Source organism: Streptomyces sp. NPDC048436 (assembly GCF_043200355.1).
Taxonomy (GTDB): Bacteria; Actinomycetota; Actinomycetes; order Streptomycetales; family Streptomycetaceae; genus Streptomyces.
On record NZ_JBICXP010000005.1, the window covers coordinates 569,887 to 591,567 of the forward strand.

Genomic DNA, 21,681 nt, shown 5'->3' on the forward strand with positions numbered 1-21,681 from the left:
ACCCGTACCGAACAAACCCCCGCAAGCCGTACGTCTCACGGCGCGGCTCCCCCAAGCTCTCGGCTTCGCTCGAGCAGGGGGGACCCCCACTCCCCCCTTCGGGCGCCGCGCCGTGATCCCCCCTGCCCTGAAAGCCCTATGCACTTACGAGGTCAACGATGTCCCCGTCCCCCTTCACCGCGCTCGCGGCCGCCCCCGCCGCCGAGGTGCCACCCCACACGGGTGGAATCCTCGCCCTGATCGACGGCACGGCCGGTCTGCTGACCGTCGCCGCGCTCGGCATCCTGCTTCTGCTCGTCCTGATCATCAAGGTCAGGCTGCAGCCCTTCGTGGCGCTGCTCGCGGTCTCCATAGCCGTCGGCCTCTCGGCCGGTCTCTCCGTCACCGAACTCTTCGGCACGGTCCAGAAGTCCGACGCGGTCTCGGTCATCGAGTCCGGGATGGGCGGCATCCTCGGCCATGTGGCGATCATCATCGGCCTCGGCACGATGCTCGGCGCGATCCTCGAAGTCTCCGGTGGCGCAGAGGTGTTGGCCTCCCGCCTGCTCGGTCTCTTCGGTGAGAAGCGCGCGCCCCTGGCGATGGGCCTCACGGGCCTGATCTTCGGCGTCCCGGTCTTCTTCGACGTCGGCATCTTCGTCCTCGCACCGATCGTGTACGCCGCCGCCAAGCGCAGCGGCAAGTCGATCCTGCTCTACTGTCTGCCGCTGCTGGCCGGTCTCTCCATGACCCACGCGTTCCTGCCGCCGCACCCCGGCCCGGTGGCCGCGGCCGGGCTCCTGCACGTGGACCTCGGCTGGGTCATCCTGATGGGCATCGTCTGCGGCATCCCGGCCGTCCTCGCCGCCTGGGTCTACTCCGCCTGGATCGGCAAGCGCATCTTCGTACCCGTCCCGCAGGACATGGTGGAGGCGGCCGAGGAGGCGAAGGCGGCGGTCGTCGCCGAGCAGCGCGCCTCGGGAGTGCAGCCGAGCGAGAAGCCGGTGCCGCTGGGCACGGTCTTCGCGATCATCGGAACCCCGCTGTTCCTGATCCTCCTGGCGACCTTCTCGTCGATCGCCTTCGACCCCTCGACGCTGCGAAGCGTCATCGAGTTCTTCGGCAGCCCCTTCGTGGCGCTGACGATCGCGCTCCTGATGGCGTACTACCTGCTCGGCATCCGGCGCGGCTGGTCGCGCAAGTCCCTTGAGACGGTGTCGACTTCGTCCCTCAAGCCGGTCGGCAACATCCTGCTCGTGGTCGGCGCCGGCGGCATCTTCGGCGCGGTCCTCAAGGCGAGCGGCGTGGCCGGCGCCCTCTCCGACACCTTCCAGGACGTGGGCCTGCCCATCATCGTCCTCGCCTACCTGCTCTCCCTGGTGCTTCGCGTCGCCCAGGGCTCGGCGACCGTCGCGATCGTCACGACGGCGGGCATCGTGGCCCCGCTGCTGAGCGAGGGCGACCACTCCCAGGCCTTCGTGGCCCTGGTCATCATGGCGATCTCGGCGGGCTCGATCTTCGCCTCGCACGTCAACGACGGCGGCTTCTGGATGGTGGCGAAGTACTTCGGCATCTCGGAGCGGGACACGCTGAAGACGTGGACGGTCCTGGAGTCGGTGCTCTCCGTGGCCGGATTCGTGGTGGCGGCCGTGGTGAGTCTGTTCGTGTAAGCGCCGCGTTGCGGCGGCACACCGCGGCCCCGGACCCCCTCAGGGGCCCGGGGCCGCGCTGCCGTGACCGTCAACTCGTGCAGTACTGCTGCTCCTTGCCGATGGACCGGTACATGCAGTCCGCGTTCTCCAGGAGCTGGAGCACCGCGTCCCTGTTGCGCGCCGTCTCCCGCTCGATCACCTCGTCCGGCGGGTAGAAGCCGCCGCCGCCCGAGGACGGATACATCTCGAAGGTGTAGCTGAATATCTTCTGGTTGCCCCAGAGCCAGTCGTCGATCGTGCCGTCCGTGATGTAGAGGTCACTGGACTGCTCAGGGGTGTAGCCGTTGCTCGCGGCCATCTTTCCGCCGACCGCCGCGTGCGCGTCGCGGTCGTCCTTGGTGAGGCCCGCCGCCGTGTCCGCGTAGGTGAAGCCGTAGGGCCACAGGACCAGTTCGCTGTACGTGTGGAAGTCGATCCCGGCCTTGATCTGCTGCTTGCCGCCGACGATCCGGCTGCGTACGAAGTCGGCTACGACCTTGACCTCGGGGGCGGACTCTCCTGCCTTGCCCCGGTAGGTCTCCGATCCGGTGGAGCTCGACGAGCCGCCGCAGCAGCCCCACTTGTAGTTCCAGTTGCGGTTCAGGTCGGTGCCGACGTTCGACGAACCGGCGTTGGGCTGGCGGTTCTTGCGCCAGCTGCGGTAGGAGCCGGTCGCGATGTCGTACTCGCCGCCGTCCGGGTTCATGTCCGGCACGATCCAGATCTCGCGGCTGTCGACCATCTTCTTGACGCGCGCGTCCGTGCCGTAGTCGTCCCCGAACTCCCGCAGCAGATACAGCGCCATCTCCACCGTGAGGTGCTCGCGCGCGTGCTGGTGGTGGGTGAAGAGGACCTCGGGCTCGGCCTCGTCCGTGGCGGCGTTGTCGCTGATCTTCACGGCGATGATGTCGCGGCCCTGGTAGGACTTGCCGATGACCTTCTTCGTCATGATGTCCGGGTGGGCGGCGATGCGCTGGTCGATCTCCGCGTTCATCTCGGCGTAGTTGTGGTACTTGGAGTCGGCGGGCGGGAAGTCCATGGCCTCCACCGGCTCACCGTTCGTACGCTTGGGGGGTCCGGCCAGGGCCTTGAGCTCATAGCCCGCGTCCCGTAGCTCCGCCGCCTCGCGGCCGTCGGCGGAGACGACCACCGCGCGGGCGTCGACCTCGTCGATGGCGACGCCGGTGCGGGCGAGCGCGGTGCGTGCGGCGGGGTCGTCGCCGAGGGGAACCTCGTACTGGCGCGTTTCGTTGCCGTCCGCCGCCGCCGCCGTGCCGCGTGCGGCCCGGGCGGTGGAGTCAGGGGTGGCGTTGGCGGTGATGGGCGCCGCCACGGCGAGGGCGAGAAGGACCGCGAGGGAGGCGGATCTTCTGCCGCGTATGCGAAGTCGCATGAAGTCTCCTGGGGGTGGGGGGGTGGTCCAGTGCGACGCGTGCGGTGCGGGTTGCGCGGCCCCATCGTGGGTGCCTGGCATGCTCCGGTCAACGCTGTCTTCGGCCAACCCCCTTGTGCCACACCCCCGGCATACGGTTTCTTGATCGGCATGGCTGACACGACAAGCAGTGGCACTGCAACGGGAAACGAGGCTCCCCAGCCCCGCAAGTCCAGCTGGAAATACATCGGCCCCGGAATCGTCGTCGCCGCGACCGGCGTCGGCGCGGGCGACCTCGTCGCCACGCTCATCGCGGGCAGCAACTTCGGCTACACCCTGCTGTGGGCCGCGGTCATCGGCTGCGTCGTGAAGATCTCGCTCGCCGAGGCGGCGGGCCGCTGGCACCTGGCGACGGGACGCACCCTCTTCGACGGCTGGGCGAGCCTGGGCCGTTGGACGACGTGGTTCTTCGTCGTCTACGTGGTGATCTGGGGGTACGTCTACGGAGCGGCGGCCATGTCGTCGTCCGGACTGCCGCTCCAGGCGCTGTTCCCCGACGTCATGGACCTCAAGTGGTGGGCCATCCTCACCGGCGTCGTCGGACTCGTCTTCGTCTGGTTCAACAAGTACGCCGTCTTCGAGAAGGTCATGACGGTGCTCGTCGGCATCATGTTCGTCGTCACCGTCTATCTCGCCATCCGCGTCACCCCGCACCTGGGCGACGCCTTCGCCGGCCTGCTGCCCGTCCTGCCCGACGAGAAGGACTCCATCCTCAACACGCTCGGCCTCATCGGCGGCGTCGGCGGCACCATCACCCTGGCCGCGTACGGCTACTGGGTCAACGCCAAGGGCTGGACCAACTCGGGCTGGATGAAGGTGATGCGGCTCGACAACCGCGTCGCGTACGTCACCACCGGCATCTTCGTCGTCGCCATGCTCTTCGTCGGCGCCGAGCTCCTGCACTCCTCCAACATCGCCATCGCCAGCGGCGACAAGGGCCTCGTCCAGCTCTCCGGCATCCTGGAGAAGGAGTACGGCAACGCCACCGCCAAGATGTTCCTGATCGGCTTCTTCGCCACCTCGTTCACCTCGCTCATCGGCGTGTGGCACGGCGTGAGCCTGATGTTCGCCGACTTCGTCGAGCGCTACCGCAAGCAGCGGTCGGGCGCCGACGGGAAGGCCCTGACCGGTGCGGAGGTCGCGTCCGGCGCCCGTGAGAAGTCGGTGCCGTTCCGCGCCTACCTGCTGTGGCTGACGTTCCCGCCGATGATCCTGCTCTTCCAGGGGCAGCCGTTCCGGCTCATCATCCTCTACGGCGTCCTGGGCGCGGCCTTCATGCCGTTCCTGGCCCTCACCCTGGTCTGGCTGCTCAACTCCTCGCGCGCGCCCGCGGAATGGCGCAACGGCTGGCTGAGCAACGGCATGCTGGCCATCGCGGGACTGCTCTTCCTGGTCCTGTGCATCAAGCAGATCACCGACCAGGACTGGAGCAGCTTCTTCTAGCGCGTACGAGAAACCTCTGGCGTCACCTGAACCCCGGTCGACCGGCCAACCTCAATGTGAACAGTGGGAAGTTGGGTGTTGAGGTGACCCCGACCTGGATATGGTGCTGAGGCGCAAGTGCAGAAGTGCAGAAGTGCATGGAGACCGGGCCGAAGTGCGCAGAGTCCGGCACGAAATGCGCGCAGACCGGGGGGTGTACGCATGCCGACCGCCATAGCCGTCACCGGCCCCGACCTGGTGCTGCCCCCGCCCGACCGGCACACCCCGTCGGCGGCCGTCCTCCAGAGCGCCGTCCGGTCGGCAAGGACGTACTCCCTTGACCAGTCGCTCACCGAGATGCACACGCTCATCGAGCACCACGGCTATGTGATCGTCCTCTGCCCCGCCTCCGCGCCGCCCGCGGTCGTGCACCGCCTGCACGCCATCCGCTCGGTCCTGGAGAGCGACCGCATCGCGATCCTGCGCCCCGAACTGCCGCCGCTCGGCCTCGCCGTCCTCGCCCTCCAGCTGCGCCAGCTCTCCATCTGCGACTTCAGCCCCGGAGTGCTCGCCTCGTCGGCCCGGCTCCTGTCCCACTACATCCACGCGGGCGCGCTGCTCGGCTCGGTGGCGAAGCTCGACCGCGTCCCGGTCACCCTGCAGTCCCACGCAAAGTCGTGGATGCCGGGCACCCAGTTCGCCGTACTCGCCACCCCGCGCCCCGAACTGATCAAGGTGACGGGCGACGCGGTGCTCCCGGCCCCCCAGTTCGGTACGAAGATGCTGTACGCCACCGGCCAACTGTCCCCGGACTGGGTCACCGGGACGCTCGCCCCCGCGTGGCAGGCCCAGGAGGTGACGGAGGCGCGGCTGCCCGGGGAGTCCGCGCGCTGGTGGGCGACGGGCAAGCTCGTCGAGTTCGCCGCGGCGATCCCCGACATCTCCGTCCTCTACCAACTCGTCACGTCCGTCCGCCGGGACGACTGCCACTGGTGCGGCCTCGAACTCATCGGCGACCGCTGCGGCTTCTGCTCGGCGCCGCTGACGGCGCCCCCCGAACGCCCGGCGCCCGCGCCTGCTCACGCGGTACGCGCACTGCCGCGAGGCGCGACGTAGAACCCCGCACCTCCGACGTACACAACCGCTCGCACCCCACAACCGAACGCGCGCCACACCGCTCACTGTCCGTAGCCGTCCGCACCCGATCGAGGTAGTCCGGTCCATGAACTCACGCCAGCGCCGCGGCGTCATCCTGCTGGTCCTTTCGGTCCTGGCCGCGTTCGGTGCGTTCGCCGGCGTCCTCTCGGTGGTCCGGGACGTGAACTCGAAGGTGGGGCCGGAGGTGGCGGCGTACAAGCTCAAGGGGGACATAGCCCCCTACAAGGAGCTGAGCGCGGACCAGTTCGAGAAGGTCGAGATGCCGGAGCGGTGGCTCTCGGAGAACGCGGTGAAGGACCTGAGCGAGGTCCGCGGCAAGATCGCGGTGACGGAGCTGCGCAAGGGCTCGCTCCTCCAGACCGACATGATCGTCAAGCGTCCCGAACTCGACCCGGGCCAGCAGGAGATCGCCATCATGATCGACGCGGCGACCGGCGTCGCGGGCAAGATCACTCCCGGCTCCACGGTCAACATCTACGCCACCTTCAAGGGCGAGAGCGACAAGGCCAAGGACCAGTCGAAGGTCATCGTCGAGTCCGCGAAGGTGATCGACGTGGGCAAGCTGACGGCGCTGGAGCCCGACCAGGACGACCGCAGCAGCCGCCGTACGGCGACGGAGGCGGTGCCGATCACGTTCGCCCTGGACACGGCGGACGCGCAACGCGTCGCGTACGCCGAGTCGTTCGCGACACACGTCAGGCTCGCCCTGGTGGGCCAGGGCGAGGAGTCCACGATCCCGCGGGGTGACCGGACTTACACACTCGACGAGGACAAGTAGGGGGCCTGCGGATGTGCAGCACAACTGAACCGCCGCTTCTCGCTCCCGCCGGGGGCGGCAGTCCAGGGCGGCGGGTTCTCGCTGCCGCCACGGGCAGCTCCCCACAGTCGCCCCTTTGCGGCGGATCTCTCCCGTCCGCCCACCTGATGACCCGGCAGGGTGACCTATGACGACCCGCATCCTCCCCGCCGTAGCGGACCTTGAGGCCGCCCGAGCGCTCTCGACGCTCATCGGGCAGCTCCCCGACGCCGAACCCGCCCTCCCCGTGGCGGACTCCACCGCGCTCCTCGACACCCTGGCAAGGCTCGCCTCCGAATCCCTGGACGAGCTGCCCGAGGTCGTCCTCATCCACGAGCGCATCGGCCCGGTCCCGGCCCTGGACCTCATCCGGGATCTGGTGCTCCGCTTCCCGGCGGTCGGCGTCGTCCTCATCACCGTCGACACCAGCCCCACCCTCCTCACCGCCGCCATGGACTCCGGCGCCCGCGGCATCATCGGTTTCCCCCTCGCGTACGACGCCCTGGCCGAACGCGTGCACGCCGCGGCGTCCTGGTCGGCCGGCATGCGACGCCACCTCGGCAACGGCGGAATGGAGCTGTACGCCGGCCGCCCGGAAACCCCCGGCGGCGGACAGGTCGTCGCGGTGAGCGGCGCGAAGGGCGGCGTGGGAACCACCCTCGCCACGGTCCAGCTCGCCCTCGCGGCCAACGCCTCCGGCCGCACCGTCGCGCTCCTGGACCTGGACCTCCAGTCCGGGGACGTCGCCTCCTACCTGGACGTACAGTTCCGCCGCTCCATCGCCGACCTCGCCGCGATCACCGACATCACGCCCCGTGTCCTCCAGGACGCCGTCTACACCCACGAGACCGGCATCGGCCTCCTCCTCGCGCCATCCGAGGGCGAACGAGGCGAGGAGATCACCGACCGGGTGGCCCGCCAGACGCTCAGCGCCCTGCGCAGCCGCTACGACGTCGTGCTCGTCGACTGCGGCGCGTACGTCACCGGGGCGAGCGCGGCGGCCGTCGAACTGGCCGACCAGGCGGTCCTGCTCCTCACCCCGGACGTCGTCTCCGTACGCGCCGCCAAACGCATGGTCCGCCTCTGGGACCGCCTCCAGATACGCAAGGCGGAGGAGACGATCACGGTGGTCAACCGCCACGGCAAGGGCACGGAGATCCAGCCCTCCCTGGTGGAGAGGGTGACGGGAACGAAAGTCGCCCGCACCACCGTCCCCGCGAACTTCAAGGAACTGCAGGGCGCGGTGGACGCGGGCCGCATGCAGGACCTGGACAGCAAGTCATCGGTGAAGCAGGCACTGTGGGCGCTGGCGGGCGAGCTGGGCCTGGTGGACCCGAAGGCCGCGTCGGGCGGCACCAAACGGCTGACCCTCAGGAAGCGGGTCGGCGGCGACCGTGGCGCGGTCACCCTGGAGTTCGCCGGGATGTTCCCGCTGCTCCTGGCCGTGATGGGCCTGATGTGGCAGTGCGCGCTGTACGGCTACACGTACTCCCTGGCGGGAAACGCCGCGGACGAGGCGGCGAGGGCGGCCACGGCGGCGTACGCGGCAGGAGAAGGCGCGGCGGCGGCCTGCTCGGCCGCCGCGAAGGAGCACCTGCCGGGGGCCTGGCAGGGCGCGGAGGTGTCGTGCACGGACGAGGGCGCGGTATGGAAGGCCCGGGTGAACGCACAGGTCCCGCTGTTCTTCCCGGGGATCGACGCGGGCTGGCAGGTCAACGGGGAGGCGGGGGCGGCGAAGGAGGGTGAGGACGAGTGAAAGGTGCCCCGGCGGCGTTGCGCACCGTCGATCACCGGCTCCGCCGAGTTCGTCCTCAAACGCCGGACGGGCTGAAACACCCGGCCCGCCCAGCGGACGAGGGCCGAGCGAGGAAAGCCGCCTACGACGACCGCGGCGTATCCATGCTGGAGTTCGCCGGATTCCTCCCCATCCTGCTCCTCATCGCCCTCGCCGCCATCCAGCTCGGCCTCGTCGGCTACGCCGTCAACCAGGCCGGATCAGGGGCCCGGGCAGCGGCCCGTGTCGCCTCCCAGGGCGAGGGAGGCGAAGCCGCGGGCAAGGCGGCGATGGACGGCGGGCTCGACAGCAGCGTCGGCATCAGCGGCGGCGGGGAGACCACCACGGCCACCGTCACCGTCCAGGTCCCCACGCTCCTGCCCTTCGTGGACGCCGGCTGGAGCGTGACCAAGGAGGCCACGATGCCCAACGACGACGCCCCATGAAGCATGAAGCATGAAGCAAGCAACAAGTGGTGCCCAACAGCGCATCACCTCACCTGAAGGGAGTTGACGGACGACAATGAGCCTCCGAGATCGCGTGGCGATCCCGCACGACCACGGCAAGGACGGCGGCCCCTCCCGCGACGACAGCCTCGTGGCCGTCTACCGTTCCAAGCTCCTGGAAGAGATCGACCTCGCCGAGATGTCGTCCCTCACCGCGGCGGACCGCCGCGTCCGCCTGGAGCGGGTCATGGGCCACATCATCAGCCGGGAAGGCCCCGTCCTCTCGACCTCCGAGCGCTCCCAGCTGATCCGCCGCGTCGTGGACGAGGCCCTCGGACTCGGCGTACTCGAACCACTCCTCGCCGACGCGTCCATCACGGAGATCATGGTCAACGGCCCGGACTCGATCTTCGTCGAGCGCGCGGGCCGCGTCGAGCAGCTCCCCCTCCGCTTCGCCTCGAACGACCAGCTCATGCAGACCATCGAACGCATCGTCTCCACGGTCAACCGCCGCGTGGACGAGTCGAACCCGATGGTCGACGCCCGCCTCCCCACGGGCGAACGCGTGAACGTGATCATCCCGCCGCTCGCGCTCACGGGACCGACCCTCACCATCCGCCGCTTCCCGCGCGCGTACACGCTCCACGAGCTCATCGGCCTCGGCTCGCTCGACGAGCACATGCTGCTCCTGCTCTCCGCCTTCGTACGCGCCCGTTTCAACATCATCGTCAGCGGCGGCACCGGCTCCGGGAAGACCACGCTCCTCAACGCGCTCTCCGGCCTCCTTCCCGCCCACGAACGCATCATCACCATCGAGGACTCGGCGGAGCTACAGCTCCAGCAGGAGCACGTGATCCGCCTCGAATCCCGGCCCGCGAACGTCGAGGGCAAGGGCCAGATCACCATCCGCGACCTGGTCCGCAACAGCCTGCGCATGCGCCCCGACCGCATCATCGTCGGTGAGGTACGTGGCGGCGAGACGCTCGACATGCTCCAGGCGATGTCGACGGGCCACGACGGCTCGCTGGCCACCGTGCACGCGAACACGGCCGAGGACGCCCTGATGCGGCTGCAGACGCTGGGCTCCATGTCCGAGGTGCAGATCCCCTTCGAGGCGCTGAAGGACCAGATCAACTCCGCGGTGGACGTGGTCGTCCAGCTCGCCCGGCACGCGGACGGCTCCCGCAAGGTCGCCGAGATCGTCCTGCTCGTCTCGCACGGCCGCGAACAGTTCCGCATCGCCCCGGCGACCCGCTTCGTGGCACGCCGGCCCGCCGGAGGCCTGGACCGCCGCGTGCACGGCTACTTCGAGCACCTGCCGCTGCCGCGCTCCGTCGCCGAGAGGCTGTACGTGGCGGGCGAGCCGGTGCCGCCCGGTTTCGGCGTGGCGCAGGCCATCGACGTACTGAACACGAGGGAGGCGCTCGGCTGATGACGCGTGAGGCGTACGAGACGTACGAGACGTACGAGACGTACGAGACGTACAAGACAGGTCACCGGCCGAGGACCGCGGGCCACCGGCCGATGACCGTGACGAGAAGGGCCACCGGCTGATGGAGAACCCCGCCCTCCTCGCCCTCGGCGCCACCATCCTGACCGGGACGCTCGCCGTCGCCGGCGTCCAGCTGTACGCGTCGGGCCGGGCCCAGCGCCAGGCGCTGGTCGACCGCCTGTCGATCGGCCCCGGCACGGGCGACACCGGCGGCCGGGGCCGGCGCTTCTCGGCGGTGGACCGGCGGCTGCGCCGTACCCGCCTCGGCCGCTCCATCCACCTGCGCCTCTCGGCGACGGGCCTCGACCTGACGGCGGGCGAGTTCTTCGTCTACGTCGTCGCGGTCGTCGCCGCGCTCTGGCTGATAGCGGCGGCGACGCTGGCACCGTTCTTCGGCCCGATCGCGGGCATCGTCGCGGTCTGGAGCGCGGTGGTGTTCCTCAACTGGCAGCGCCAGAAGCGTATCGAGGCCTTCATCAACCAACTCCCGGACGTGGCCCGCATCCTGGCGAACGCGACGGCGGCGGGCCTGGCGCTGCGCACATCCCTCGCGATGGCGGCGGAGGAGCTCGAGGCCCCGGCGGGCGAGGAACTGTCCATGGTGGCCGACCAGTTGTCGCTGGGCCGCTCCATCGACGACACCTTGGGTGAACTGGCCGAGCGCCTGCCGTCCCGCGAGCTGATCGTGCTGGTCACCACCCTGGTTCTCTCCAACAAGGCGGGCGGCTCGGTGGTGAACTCCCTCAGGAATCTCACCCAGACCCTGGAGGACCGCAAGGAGACGAGACGCGAGGTGCGCACGATGCTCTCGGAGGTCCACGCGACCGCGTTCACGGTCCCGCTCCTTGGCCTCGGCTCGCTCCTCCTGATCAATTCTTCCAACGAGGGCGCGCTGGCACGGGTGACGGGATCCCCGATGGGCCAGACGCTGATCCTGATCGCGCTGGGCCTGTACGCGGTGGGCTTCTTCGTGATCAGGCGCCTCGGCAAGATCGAAGTGTAGGGAGCGGGTCACGTGTTCGGACTGGCGATGGCGGCCGTGATGGGCCTGGCGGTGGCGGGCGTCTGCCAGGGCGTCCGGATGTACCGCGCGGAGGCGAAGGTGCCGTCGGACCTCGCGATCGCCCTGGAGGTCGGCGCCACCCGCGTCTCCACGGCGGACTCGGCGGTGGACCGCCTAGGCATGCGCTTCGCCCCTCTGGTCCTGCGCCTGATGGGCCCGAAGCGGGTGGACGCCAAGCGCCGCAGGATCGACATGGCGGGCAACCCGGGCGGCCTGACGCTCGACCGCTACGCGGCGCGGAGGGCGGTCTACGGCATCTTCGGCCTGGTGATGGGCCTGGTGTTCCTGTCGAACGGCTCCCCGCTCTTCGGCCTGCTCACGTTCGCCTTCGGCGTGACGGCGGCGGACGCCCTGATCTGGCAGGCGATACGAGAACGCCGCGAGGTCATCGACCGCACCCTCCCGGACTTCCTGGACGTCCTCGCGGTGGTGGTCTCGGCGGGCCTGGGCTTCCGCCAGGCGCTGGATCGCGTGGCGGAGCGGTACGAGGGCCCGTGGGCGGATGAACTGCGCATCACGCTGCGCCAGATGGACATGGGAGTAAGCCGCCGCCAGGCCTTCGACGAGCTGCGCCGCAGGAACGCATCGGAGCAGGTCTCCCAGTTCGTCTCGGCGCTCCAGCAGGGCGAGGAACTGGGCTCCCCCATCGCGGACACGCTGATCCAACTGGCCACGGACATGCGCCGAACAGACGCCCAGAACTCCCGCCGCCGGGCAGCGAAGACGATCCCCAAGGCGACGATGGTGACGCTGGTCTTCATGCTTCCGGCGACGATGATTCTGATCGCGGCGGGGATGTTTCTGGGGTCGGGGTCGGACTTCGGCTCGATCTTGGGCAAATGAGTCTCGCCATGCTGGGCCGCGGGTGCGGGTGCGGGTGCGGGTGCGGGTGCGGGCGCGGGGGCGGGGGCGGGCTCACATGCGGAGTGAGGGAAACCTCTTCGCGCATGCAACTGAATGTGGGACAGTCGCTCGAAGGGGCAGTCGATGGTCGGCATTTGGGGAGTGCATGGTGACCTTGCTGTGGGGGAAGGGAATCCGCCAACTTGCATGCCCTGGCGAACGTTTGTTGCAGAGAGTTGCTGACGGGACACGTCTTGTGGCGTACGTTCTCCGTGGCGATAGCGGCATCGGTATCGGCAGAGGTCGCGCGATCGGGTGGGAGAGAAGGGGCCGTCGTGCTGAAGGAACGTGTGCTCGGATATTGGATCGACTGGACCGTGACTGTGGCAGGCCGAATTCGGGGCAGGCAGCGGGACGCGGGGGCTGGGTTCGTGGAGTACGCCGGGCTGATGATTCTCATCGCGGGGATCTTTACGTTGATCGACGGCCTAGGGCTGGACGGTCAGATCTCCGGGGCGATCGGCGAAGCGGTGGCCTCCGTCGTCGGCGGTTGATTGCCAAGGAGTGGCGCGGCGACCGAGGGCAGACTCTCCCTATCTACATCTGGATGACGGGGATTCTGCTCTTCGTCGCGTTCGCTTTCTTTGCGTTCGCCCAAGCTGCGTCGGCTCGTAACGGAGCTCAATCTGCGGCTGACGCGGCGGCATTGGCAGCGGCTCAGGACTCTCGGGATGAGTTGGTCGATGGGCTGGGGCTGTCGATAGGCCAGGGGGACGACTGGCTCGACTGGCTTGAAGGTGACAACTTCACCGGTGTTGGAGCTCAAGGTGCGGCGGACGCACTGGCTGCGGACAACGACTCGACCGCAACGCTCAATCCGGCCGAAGTAAACGGGTACCCGGGCTACCGGGCAAAGGTCAGAACCAATTACACCGTTGGTGACTCGATCATTCCGGGAACGGAGTCCCAGCACGCGACGGCTGAAGCCACCGCGATCATCAAGCCCCGCTGTGAGGTCACTCCGTCGATTGATCCAGAGAAGGCCGTGGAGTTCCAATGTGACGGCGACTCATTCGAGATCGATCCGGACGACTTCGATGTGGATGATCTCCCGGATGCCTCCGTCCTCTTCGCCGTGCACCTGGCCAAGTGACAAGTGATCGACGAGAGAAGGAACCCTTAGTAATGAGTATTCGGCGCACCATGAAGGCCCGCAGGGCAATGACCGCTGTGGCGATCACGACTGGCCTGGTCCTCACGGTGGCCGGCTGTGGAGGAGGCGGGGACGGGGACGACAAGTCCAAGTCCGAGAAGAGTTCGTCTTCTTCATCAGCGCAGAAGGATGACGGAGACGATGACAAGGAGCAAAGCGAGCAGCCCCCGGCGCAGGACAAGGTGCTCGCGGAGTCGAAGCAGGACGACATCTCACTTGTGGTCACGTCTGCGGTTCGCGATGAAGGAGGCTTCGTCACGGTCTCCGGCAGGGTCACCAACAATGGTTCACGACTGTGGGTGGCTGCCGACTGGCGCGGCGACGAGCGGGAGCTGACGAAGAACGCGTCTTCCGTCGCTGGCGCAAGCCTGGTGGACAAGGCCGGGAAGAAGAAGTACCTCATCCTGCGTGACACGGGTGGCCGTTGCCTGTGCACCCGGTTCGTAGGCGGAGTCAGGTCAGGGGACAGCGCCGACTGGTACGCCCAGTTCCCGTCGCCGCCCGAGGGGACCTCCAAGGTGGAGTTCCAGGTCGGCAACATGCCCCCCGCCTCCATCGAAATCTCCGAGGGTGAGTGACCCCATGGGCCGCCGAACCCTAGCCACAGCAACAGCCGCCACCACCTTCACAGTCCTCCTCTTCCTCGCAGGCCCCACCCCCGCCTTCGCCGACGACAAAGACCCCACCGCACCCCCCGGCAGCACCACCACCTCCCCACCCCCCGAGGTCGACTCCAACAGCCCCGGGCTGAAGCTCGCAGACGGCGCCACCCTCGCCCCGGCCAAAGTCCTGGACATCAAATCCGTGGTGGAAGACCTCGGCGGCGAGGAGCGTCGCGAGGACACCAACACGGACGTCAAGTTCGCCCTGCAAGCCGAAGTCCTCTTCCCCAAGGACAGCAACAAGCTGAACCCGGAAGCCAACGCCCGTATCAAGGCGATCGCGGAAGAGGCCAAGGCGCAGAAGGCGACGAACGTCAGGGTGTTCGGGTTCACGGACAACCTCGGCTCCTACAGCCACGGCAAGACCCTGTCCAAGAAGCGCGCGGAAGAGGTGCACGACAAGCTGGCGAGCTACCTGGGCCCCGAGGTCACCTACTCCGTACGCGGCTACAGCGAGGATTACCCCATCGCGGACAACACCTCCGAGCAGGGCCGCAAGAAGAACCGCCGCGTCGAAATCACCTTCCCGCGAGGCGCGGCAGGCGGCGGCGACACCGGCACCGGCACCGGCACGCAGAGCTAGGCCAGAGCTAGGCCAGAGCTAGGGCCAGGGCTTCGTCGGACCGGGCGACGGCAAGGGCCAAGCGGGGGACCGCGCGGGCGTGGCACCCACATGCCATGTCCGCCGCTCATAGCGTGCCCCGTGTCCGCCGTCGGGATAGCCCAGGGGCCAGGGAGCGCGCGCATGGCAGTCACATCCACCTTGAGCCGCCCGCGCGAAGAGGGGACGACGACGGAGCCCCGAACCGGCCCCGGCCCCGGCTCCACCGCACAGTGGTGGACAGCCTGGTGGCCCTCGATCGCCATCTGCGCACCGTTCGCCGCGTTCGTATGGCTGGTGGTCCAGCGCGAACCCTGGATGTGGGACTACGGCCAGCACGCCTCGGTCATCGACCGTCTGCAGCAGTCCCTGACGCACCCGGGCAACCCACTCCTGGACCTCCCGAACGGATCAAGCCCGTACTACACCCCGTACACAGTGGCAGCCGCCTGCGTCGGCCGGATGCTGGGCCTCACGGCCTTCGGCACGCTCAAGCTCTGCGCCCTGTTCAACATGCTGCTGCTGTTCAGCGGGGTGTGCCGGGTGACCGCCATGTCCAGCACGAGCCGCTGGGCACCCCCGACCGCCGTACTGTTCGCGCTCTTCCTGTGGGGCCCGCACAGTTTCAGCGGGGCGGGGTACCACTGCGCACTCGGGGTGGCGCTCACCGTCGGGTTTCCCAGCTACTTCGCCCTGGGGGCGGCCCTGCATCTGTGGGTCGCGGTGGCCCGCTGGGCGCACCGGCCACGTCCCGTCCCCCTGCTGCTGATCAGCCTCGCCGCCGCGGTGACCCTCATCAGTCACACGATCGCCGGCACGGGCGCGCTCCTGGGCTGCGCCGCGTTCCTGGCCCGCCCCTTCACACGCCTCACCGGAGCACAGCGACTCCAACTGGCCTCCGCAGTAGCGCTGTTCGCCGCTTCCGTCATCTCCTGGCCCTACTACAACGTCCTCACCCTTGCCGGCTCCGGCCAACTCGACGCCCTGCACGTGCGCGCGTACGACGACCTGCTGGGCGTATACGGATTCGGGGTCTTGGGCATCGTGGCCATCCTCGTACGCGCCCGCCGGGACGTCCTGGACCCATTTGCCTTGCTGGCCTGCATGGCCCTGGCGGCGGTGACGTACGGATGGTTCAGCGGGCACTACACCCTCAGCCGTATGTTCGTCTTCGCCATGCTCTCCCTCCAGTTGGCACTCGCGATCGAGTGGGTGACGTGGCTGCGGCGGAGGAACGGCATCAAACGTCTGCTCGCGGGAGCGACCGCTTCGGCCTGCGCCGTGGGGATCTGGGCGCAGTCGTCGCCGGTCGTATGGCTGGTGCCGACGCCCCTCAAGACGGCGGCCGAGCGCGCGCTGCCCCCGGCTCTCCAGCTGTGGCCTCATCTGGACTGGGCAGCCGCGTACATGCGCCGCGGTGATGTCGTCGCGGCCACGGCCAAGCCGCTGAGTCACCTGATCCCCGCCTATGGAGTGTCCCTGATCAGCCCGGCCTGGCCCGACCCGGCACTCTCGAACCGGGAATCCGCGGCCCGGGCACAGGCACAGCGCGCGCTGTTCTCACCGCGTACGACACCGCCGCTACGGCAGGAAATCCTCGCCCGGTATCAAGTGCGCTGGATTCTCGCCTCGCCGGACCAGGCGGCCCTGTTCGCGCGGGCAGGAGGGGTTACCGAGGTGCGCAGGGGGCCGCAGGGCACGGTTCTCTTCCGTGCTCGGCCAGGGGCAGTCGATCAGTCGGTCAGGTAGCGGGCCAGCTCGCGCAGGCGCGCCTGAGTCCCCAGCCGTAGGTCGCGGTGTACCTCCGAGCTCGTCTGGACGACGTCGAGCAGCGGGTGGACTTCGCTCGGGTTCTCGATTTCGCGGTGGTAGTAGTAGGCGTCGCCGCAGTGCAGGCGTACGTCGGACGGTGCGTACCCCAGCCGGGCGACCTGCCGGACAGCGGTCTCCTCCTCGTCGAGCACGGGCTGCGTCATCTCGACCCAGTCGGCTCCGAGGGTGCCGCCCGGGTCCCGTACGTTGCCGAGGCCGAGCCCACCCTCACCCCTCACACATACCCGGCGGCCCCGCTGCGCGGGAGGGTAACCCACGTCCTCGTACCACCCCCCGGTTCACGCGCGTCACCGAACCCCCAGTCGCCCCGACAGGTGCGTACGACGCAGGCCAGCAGTCTGAGCGCGGCCCGCCGACGACTGTCGCAGGCAGCGGCGAGGCGGGCGTGGGTGTGGCGAGGATGGCTGTCGTACGCGGTGACGCGGAGGGAGCCGTCCCGGTAGCGAAGCGAGAGGTAGATCTCGGGCGTCGAGGTGAACGTGCACGCCACCGCCGCCAGTTCGGCAACCGCCTGCGTGGCGGGGTCGACCATGGCGGTGAGTCCATGCGCGGTCAGGACGGTACGGGTCGCTGAGCGAGCGATGGCGGGAGAGGTCAGGGCCGAGGGGAGGGTGAGGCTGTAGGTGAGGTTCTCGGGCGTGGGCGGCGAGTGGTCGCCGCCGCTGGGGCAGGCGGAGACCGAGGCGGTCGGGGACATGCGGAACTCCCGTGGGGTGAGCGTGTGTTGTTCCGGCCCGGCGGTCGGTGGCCCGTCTCCCTGACGCGGCCCGGCCCCTCCCAGGGAGGAAGCGTGCGGGCGGGCACGCGCGATGCACTGCCGACTGCCGTGTGTAGCTTGTGCGTTACTTAACGTACTCGACGCGGGGCCTAATTTGGCACCTGTCGGTGAAAATTGCGCTCGTACGGGGGTCTGACCGCATGCGTGGGCGGCAGACTGCAGTGGACCGCACGTAGGAGGAATGGCATGGCGGCGAGGACAGCTCCTACGGAGCGCCAGAAGAGACTGGGGGCCGAGGTGCGCAGGATGCGTACGGCGGCGGGTATGTCGGCAGAATTCGCTGCGGGCCTGCTGGGTGTGGACCGGGGCAAGATCTCCCACATCGAGACCGGCATGCGGGCCATCGGGCCGGACCGGCTTCGCACTCTGGCCTGCAACTGTGAGTGCCAGGATGAGCGGTACGTCGAAGCGCTGGCGGAGATGGCCGAACTGGGGAAGCGCGGGTGGTGGGACCGCTATCGGGGCTCGCTCCCGCAGGGGCTGCTGGACATCGCCGAGTTGGAGGCCTACTCGGCGCGTATGCGGGCCGCGTACTCCATGCATGTGCCCGGCTTGCTCCAGACCTCGGAGCACGCGCTCGCCGTCTTCAGGGCTGTGATCCCCGAGCTTCCGCAGCACGAGATCGCCCTGCGGTTGGCGCACAGGGTGGAGCGGCAGCAAGTCCTGGACGCGGAGAACGCGCCGGACTTCATGGCTATCGTGCATGAGGCCGCGTTGCGTATGCAGTTCGGCGGACGGGATGTAGCGCGGGCCCAGCTCTTCGATCTGCTCAAGAGATCAGAGCAAGCCAACGTGACGCTTCTGGTCATCCCGTTCGAGGCGGGAGCTTTCCCAGGGGCAGGGCAGACGGTTCTCTACGCGGAAGGTCCCGTGCCGCAACTCGACACCGTGCAGATCGACAACTCGCACGGGCCGGACTTCCTGCACGCCGAGGGGCAACTGACCAAGTACCGCGCCCATCTGGACTGGATGGAGGGCATCGCGCTGTCTCCCGACGACTCGCGAGCGCTCATCCGCAGCATCGCCAGCCAACTCTAGGAGAGGTCCATGACTGAAATTACCTGGGAAGAGCCGTTCTGCGGCGAGGGCAACTCCTGCTTCCGCATAGGCACCGACACCGAGGGCAACGCCTACATCGCGGTAGCGGGCCAGGAGGAGGATTACCTCACGGACTCTGCGGAAGCGCTCCGCACCCTGATCCGGGACATCAAGGCGGGCAAGGCGGACCACCTGCTCTAGGAGAGGTTCCCTGATGGATATCACCTGGGAAGAGCCGTTCTGCGGCGAGGGAGCAAGCTGCTTCCGACTCGGCACCGACACCGAGGGCAACGCCTACATCGCGGTAGCGGGCCAGGAGGAGGATTACCTCACGGACTCCACGGAAGCCCTCCGCACCCTGATCCGGGACATCAAGGCGGGCAAGGCGGACCACCTGCTCGGCTGAGCGCAAGCCGGGCACCGGCGTCTCGGGTGTGGGAGGGCTCAGTTGCAGGAAAGTTCCGCGCCACCCCCGCTCTCGCCCGGTACGCCTGGAACTTTGCTGCGATTCGCGGCCCGAGTGTCACAATGCCGCATGGTCGACGGGGGCAGCGGGGACGGCGACGTCAGTGAGAGCGAGTGGGCGGCGATCCGGGGGCGGCTTCGCTTCGGGCAGGTTTTCACCGGGACCGTCGTTCACGTGCCGAGGCCCGGCGCGATCGGGCTCTTCGTGGACATCGGCCTGCCGGTGGGCGGCTTCGTGGATGTCCTGATGCTGCCGATGACGGCGGAACGCTGGCCGGCTGAAGGCACGGTCACCGGGTTCGAGGTGTGGTGGGCGGACGCCGGCCGCGTACAGATTCGCCTGAAGCCGGTCGAACTGGCCTACCTGAACGAGGACTTCGACGAGTTAATGGCGAGTCTTCACCCCAACTGGCGTTCCCGCGTCGGGCAGCCCATGGACTACATGGAGTAGGCGCTCGAAACCCTGGAGCGGGAGTTCCGCGAGGACGAGGGCAGCTTCCTGCGCCGGCTGCGATCGGAACTGACCTGGGACCGGGCCGCCTTCACCCGCCTGGAACGCATCGGCGACCTGGCCGACTGGTTCTTTGCGGGCCAGTCCTCGTACGACGAAAGGCACGTCTGGCCCGATCTGTGAGGACGGGGCGGGCCGCCGCCCGCACGCCCCCGACCTTGCTGTCCGCGCCCCGCGGCTCAGGCGGGGTCGTCCGAGGTCACTTCGCCGTCCGGCGTCGTGTCGGGTTTCGTGGAGAGGATCTCGCGTGCCTGTTCCGCGGCTCGGGCGAGGTTCTCGCTGACGAAGTCGAGGAAGCGGGCGACGTTCTCCAGGCGGGAAGCGGCGGCGGAGCCCGGCCCGAGAACTCCGACGCCCTGCCGCGCGACCTCGACGACGTGGGCGGTGGAGCGGGCGCTGGCCATCATCGACTGGTACCAGATGTCGTCGTCGACGACGTAGAGATCGCGGCGGCGTTCGTCGCGTTCCCGGCGGACGAAGCCCTGGCTTTCGAGGAACGCGATCGCCTTGGAGATGGACGGCGGGCTGACCTGGAGCCGCTCGACGAGCTCGGAAGCGGTGAGGCTGCCGGAGTCGGTGATGGTGAGGCAGGCCATCACGCGGGACATCATCTTGGGCATGCCCGAGCCCATGAGGACGGTGGTGAACAACTCCTCGTACTCACGCACGGCTTCGGCGTCGCGGCCGTGGGTCTCCGTGGGCGCCTTGGGGTCCCGGGGCGTGGCCTGCCTGCGGCGGTGGGCGCGGTGTTCGGTGGCGCGGTGGGCGAGGTCGGCGCGGTACGCGGTGGGGCCGCCGTTGCGCATCACCTCGCGCGTGATCGTGGAGGTCGGGCGGTCGAGGCGCCTGGCGATCTCCGCGTAGGCGAGCCCGTCGGCCAGCCCCAGCCCGATCTCCTGGCGTTCCCGCTGAGTGAGTCTGCCTCCCGGCATCGCGGTCTCCTTCGTGGTCCGTGGTGCCCTCACCATAGCGTTCATCGGCAACTCATTGCAACGTGGTGAGGGTTGTTGTTGCGTTCTGCTTCTTTCCGCTGCAACGATTACTCGCCTATGACCTGGGCTTATGAATATTGCTTGCAACATCGCTGTTGTCAGAATCGTGAACGCAACTTAGCGTTTCCATCATCAGAAAGCGCGGGCCGCAAGGCACGCCACACCAGAAGGAGTGCACCATGCAGAAGTTCGACACCCCCGCCCCGGTCTCCGCCGTCGTCGACATCGCCGCGGGAAACATCCGGCTCATCGCCGCCGACCGCGCCGACACCACGGTCGAGATCCTGCCCGCGAACGCCTCCAAGAGCCGCGACGTGAAGGCGGCGGAGGAAGCCACGGTCGAGTACGGCGCCGACGGCGTCCTGCGGATCAACGCCGCGCCGGCGAAGAACAAGATCCTCGGCGCCTCCGGAGCCATCGAGGTCACCGTCCAGCTGCCCGCGGGGTCCCGCGTCGAGGCGAAGGCCGCCGCCGCCGAACTCCGGGGCGTCGGACGGCTCGGCGAGGTCGTCTTCGAGGGCGCGCAGGGCTCGGTCAAGCTCGACGAGACCGGAACCGCCCGCCTCACCGCCCTCGCCGGTGACATCTCGGTCGGCCGCCTGGGCGGCGCCGCGGAGATCAGCATCCAGAAGGGCGACATCCGTATCGCCGAGGCCGTACGCGGCACGGTCACGCTCCGCACCGAGCAGGGCGAGATCTCGGTCGGCGCCGCCCGCGGAGTCTCCGCCTCCCTGGACGCGGGCACCACCTACGGCCGGATCCACAACGCGCTGGCGAACACCGACGGCGCCGACGCGGCCCTGAACATCCACGCGACCACCGCCTACGGCGACGTCACCGCCCGCAGTCTGTAAACCCGCCGCTTGTAAATCCGCTGCCTATAAAGGGGAGTACCTCTCATGACGAACTCGGCCATCGCGGCGAACGGGCTGCGTAAGTCGTACGGCGACAAGACTGTTCTGGACGGTATTGATCTGGACATCGCGGCGGGGTCGGTGTTCGCGCTGCTGGGTCCGAACGGGGCCGGTAAGACGACCGCCGTGAAGATCCTCTCCACGCTGATCTCCGCTGACGGCGGTCAGGCGCAGGTGGCGGGCCATGACGTGGCCACCTCGCCGGGTGGGGTGCGGGCGGCGATCGGGGTGACGGGGCAGTTCTCCGCCGTCGACGGGCTGATCACGGGGGAGGAGAACATGCTTTTGATGGCCGACCTGCACCATCTCTCCCGTGGTGAGGGACGGCGGGTGACGGCCGAACTCCTGGAGCGCTTCGACCTGGTGGACGCGGCGAAGAAGCCCGCCTCCACCTACTCCGGGGGCATGAAGCGGCGCCTGGACATCGCCATGACGCTGGTGGGCAGCCCGCGGATCATCTTCCTGGACGAGCCGACCACCGGGCTCGACCCGCGCTCCCGGCACAACATGTGGGGCATCATCCGCGAACTCGTCACCGGCGGCGTCACCGTCTTCCTCACCACCCAGTACCTGGAGGA

The 21,681-nt window shown here is 68.7% G+C and carries 25 protein-coding genes; 21 read left to right on the forward strand and 4 right to left on the reverse strand.

What is annotated here, in order from left to right:
- The first annotated feature begins 158 nt into the window (after positions 1-158).
- Positions 159-1,649, forward strand: a complete 1,491-nt coding sequence (locus ACGFX9_RS21190) for a GntP family permease (RefSeq protein WP_393473865.1) — start codon at positions 159-161, stop codon at positions 1,647-1,649.
- Positions 1,650-1,719: 70 nt separating this feature from the next.
- Here the strand turns inward: ACGFX9_RS21190 and ACGFX9_RS21195 are convergent, their stop codons facing one another.
- Positions 1,720-3,063: a M14 family metallopeptidase gene (locus tag ACGFX9_RS21195; RefSeq protein WP_393473868.1), complete on the reverse strand. Its 1,344-nt coding sequence runs from the start codon at positions 3,061-3,063 to the stop codon at positions 1,720-1,722.
- A gap of 150 nt (positions 3,064-3,213) precedes the next feature.
- On the opposite strand from ACGFX9_RS21195, the gene ACGFX9_RS21200 reads away from it, so the two are divergent.
- The 14 genes from ACGFX9_RS21200 (at position 3,214) to ACGFX9_RS21265 (ending at position 16,321) form a co-directional block, all read left to right on the forward strand.
- Positions 3,214-4,545, forward strand: a complete 1,332-nt coding sequence (locus ACGFX9_RS21200) for an Nramp family divalent metal transporter (protein WP_393473871.1) — start codon at positions 3,214-3,216, stop codon at positions 4,543-4,545.
- 201 nt (positions 4,546-4,746) lie between these two features.
- The gene (locus ACGFX9_RS21205) at positions 4,747-5,640 is read left to right on the forward strand and encodes a hypothetical protein (protein ID WP_393473873.1); all 894 of its coding nucleotides are present in this window, start codon (positions 4,747-4,749) and stop codon (positions 5,638-5,640) included.
- A 106-nt stretch (positions 5,641-5,746) separates the two neighbouring features.
- Positions 5,747-6,460 carry a Flp pilus assembly protein CpaB gene (gene cpaB, locus ACGFX9_RS21210; protein ID WP_393473876.1) on the forward strand — a complete coding sequence of 238 codons (714 nt, stop codon included), beginning with the start codon at positions 5,747-5,749 and terminating at the stop codon, positions 6,458-6,460.
- 166 nt (positions 6,461-6,626) lie between these two features.
- Complete coding sequence (locus ACGFX9_RS21215) at positions 6,627-8,234, forward strand: CpaE family protein (RefSeq protein ID WP_393473879.1); 1,608 nt, start codon at positions 6,627-6,629, stop codon at positions 8,232-8,234.
- A gap of 143 nt (positions 8,235-8,377) precedes the next feature.
- Positions 8,378-8,698: a TadE/TadG family type IV pilus assembly protein gene (locus tag ACGFX9_RS21220; protein WP_393473882.1), complete on the forward strand. Its 321-nt coding sequence runs from the start codon at positions 8,378-8,380 to the stop codon at positions 8,696-8,698.
- 76 nt (positions 8,699-8,774) lie between these two features.
- Positions 8,775-10,130 (forward strand): CpaF family protein, encoded by a 1,356-nt coding sequence (locus tag ACGFX9_RS21225; protein WP_393473884.1) that lies wholly within the window; start codon positions 8,775-8,777, stop codon positions 10,128-10,130.
- Positions 10,130-10,252 carry a hypothetical protein gene (locus tag ACGFX9_RS21230; RefSeq protein ID WP_393473887.1) on the forward strand — a complete coding sequence of 41 codons (123 nt, stop codon included), beginning with the start codon at positions 10,130-10,132 and terminating at the stop codon, positions 10,250-10,252. Before ACGFX9_RS21225 ends, ACGFX9_RS21230 begins: the two co-directional genes overlap by 1 nt.
- Entirely contained in the window at positions 10,252-11,193 is a 942-nt protein-coding gene (locus ACGFX9_RS21235; protein ID WP_393473890.1) for a type II secretion system F family protein, read from the forward strand. Before ACGFX9_RS21230 ends, ACGFX9_RS21235 begins: the two co-directional genes overlap by 1 nt.
- A gap of 27 nt (positions 11,194-11,220) precedes the next feature.
- Positions 11,221-12,096, forward strand: a complete 876-nt coding sequence (locus ACGFX9_RS21240) for a DUF5936 domain-containing protein (RefSeq protein ID WP_393474029.1) — start codon at positions 11,221-11,223, stop codon at positions 12,094-12,096.
- A gap of 365 nt (positions 12,097-12,461) precedes the next feature.
- Positions 12,462-12,650, forward strand: a complete 189-nt coding sequence (locus ACGFX9_RS21245) for a hypothetical protein (RefSeq protein ID WP_393474032.1) — start codon at positions 12,462-12,464, stop codon at positions 12,648-12,650.
- Complete coding sequence (locus tag ACGFX9_RS21250) at positions 12,647-13,249, forward strand: pilus assembly protein TadG-related protein (RefSeq protein ID WP_393473893.1); 603 nt, start codon at positions 12,647-12,649, stop codon at positions 13,247-13,249. The genes ACGFX9_RS21245 and ACGFX9_RS21250 overlap by 4 nt, the downstream gene beginning before the upstream one ends.
- 32 nt (positions 13,250-13,281) lie before the next feature.
- Positions 13,282-13,887 carry a hypothetical protein gene (locus ACGFX9_RS21255; RefSeq protein ID WP_393473896.1) on the forward strand — a complete coding sequence of 202 codons (606 nt, stop codon included), beginning with the start codon at positions 13,282-13,284 and terminating at the stop codon, positions 13,885-13,887.
- Between the two features lie 4 nt (positions 13,888-13,891).
- Complete coding sequence (locus tag ACGFX9_RS21260; protein WP_393473899.1) at positions 13,892-14,554, forward strand: OmpA family protein; 663 nt, start codon at positions 13,892-13,894, stop codon at positions 14,552-14,554.
- A 162-nt stretch (positions 14,555-14,716) separates the two neighbouring features.
- Entirely contained in the window at positions 14,717-16,321 is a 1,605-nt protein-coding gene (locus tag ACGFX9_RS21265) for a hypothetical protein (RefSeq protein ID WP_393473902.1), read from the forward strand.
- Here ACGFX9_RS21265 and ACGFX9_RS21270 read toward each other — a convergent pair.
- Both ACGFX9_RS21270 and ACGFX9_RS21275 read right to left on the reverse strand, forming a co-directional pair.
- The gene (locus tag ACGFX9_RS21270) at positions 16,306-16,623 is read right to left on the reverse strand and encodes a hypothetical protein (protein WP_393473905.1); all 318 of its coding nucleotides are present in this window, start codon (positions 16,621-16,623) and stop codon (positions 16,306-16,308) included. The two genes, ACGFX9_RS21265 and ACGFX9_RS21270, sit on opposite strands and share 16 nt — an antisense overlap.
- The gene (locus tag ACGFX9_RS21275; protein WP_393473907.1) at positions 16,620-17,102 is read right to left on the reverse strand and encodes an ATP-binding protein; all 483 of its coding nucleotides are present in this window, start codon (positions 17,100-17,102) and stop codon (positions 16,620-16,622) included. The genes ACGFX9_RS21270 and ACGFX9_RS21275 overlap by 4 nt, the downstream gene beginning before the upstream one ends.
- 267 nt (positions 17,103-17,369) lie before the next feature.
- Between ACGFX9_RS21275 and ACGFX9_RS21280 the strand changes: the two genes are divergently transcribed.
- From ACGFX9_RS21280 to ACGFX9_RS21295, 4 genes are all read left to right on the forward strand, one after another.
- Positions 17,370-18,221 (forward strand): helix-turn-helix domain-containing protein, encoded by an 852-nt coding sequence (locus ACGFX9_RS21280; RefSeq protein WP_393473910.1) that lies wholly within the window; start codon positions 17,370-17,372, stop codon positions 18,219-18,221.
- Positions 18,222-18,230: 9 nt separating this feature from the next.
- A complete protein-coding gene (locus ACGFX9_RS21285) occupies positions 18,231-18,422 on the forward strand; it encodes a hypothetical protein (protein WP_393473914.1) in 192 nt (63 codons plus the stop codon).
- Between the two features lie 10 nt (positions 18,423-18,432).
- A complete protein-coding gene (locus ACGFX9_RS21290; RefSeq protein WP_393474035.1) occupies positions 18,433-18,627 on the forward strand; it encodes a hypothetical protein in 195 nt (64 codons plus the stop codon).
- A 129-nt stretch (positions 18,628-18,756) separates the two neighbouring features.
- The gene (locus ACGFX9_RS21295; protein ID WP_393473916.1) at positions 18,757-19,137 is read left to right on the forward strand and encodes a hypothetical protein; all 381 of its coding nucleotides are present in this window, start codon (positions 18,757-18,759) and stop codon (positions 19,135-19,137) included.
- Positions 19,138-19,376: 239 nt separating this feature from the next.
- Here the strand turns inward: ACGFX9_RS21295 and ACGFX9_RS21300 are convergent, their stop codons facing one another.
- On the reverse strand, positions 19,377-20,129 hold the full coding sequence (locus ACGFX9_RS21300; RefSeq protein ID WP_393473919.1) for a helix-turn-helix domain-containing protein: 753 nt from the start codon (positions 20,127-20,129) through the stop codon (positions 19,377-19,379).
- A gap of 239 nt (positions 20,130-20,368) precedes the next feature.
- Here ACGFX9_RS21300 and ACGFX9_RS21305 point away from each other — a divergent pair, with 239 nt between their 5' ends.
- Entirely contained in the window at positions 20,369-21,043 is a 675-nt protein-coding gene (locus ACGFX9_RS21305) for a DUF4097 family beta strand repeat-containing protein (protein WP_393473922.1), read from the forward strand.
- 45 nt (positions 21,044-21,088) lie between these two features.
- On the forward strand, positions 21,089-21,681 hold a 593-nt coding region (locus tag ACGFX9_RS21310; RefSeq protein ID WP_393473925.1), incomplete at its 3' end, for an ABC transporter ATP-binding protein.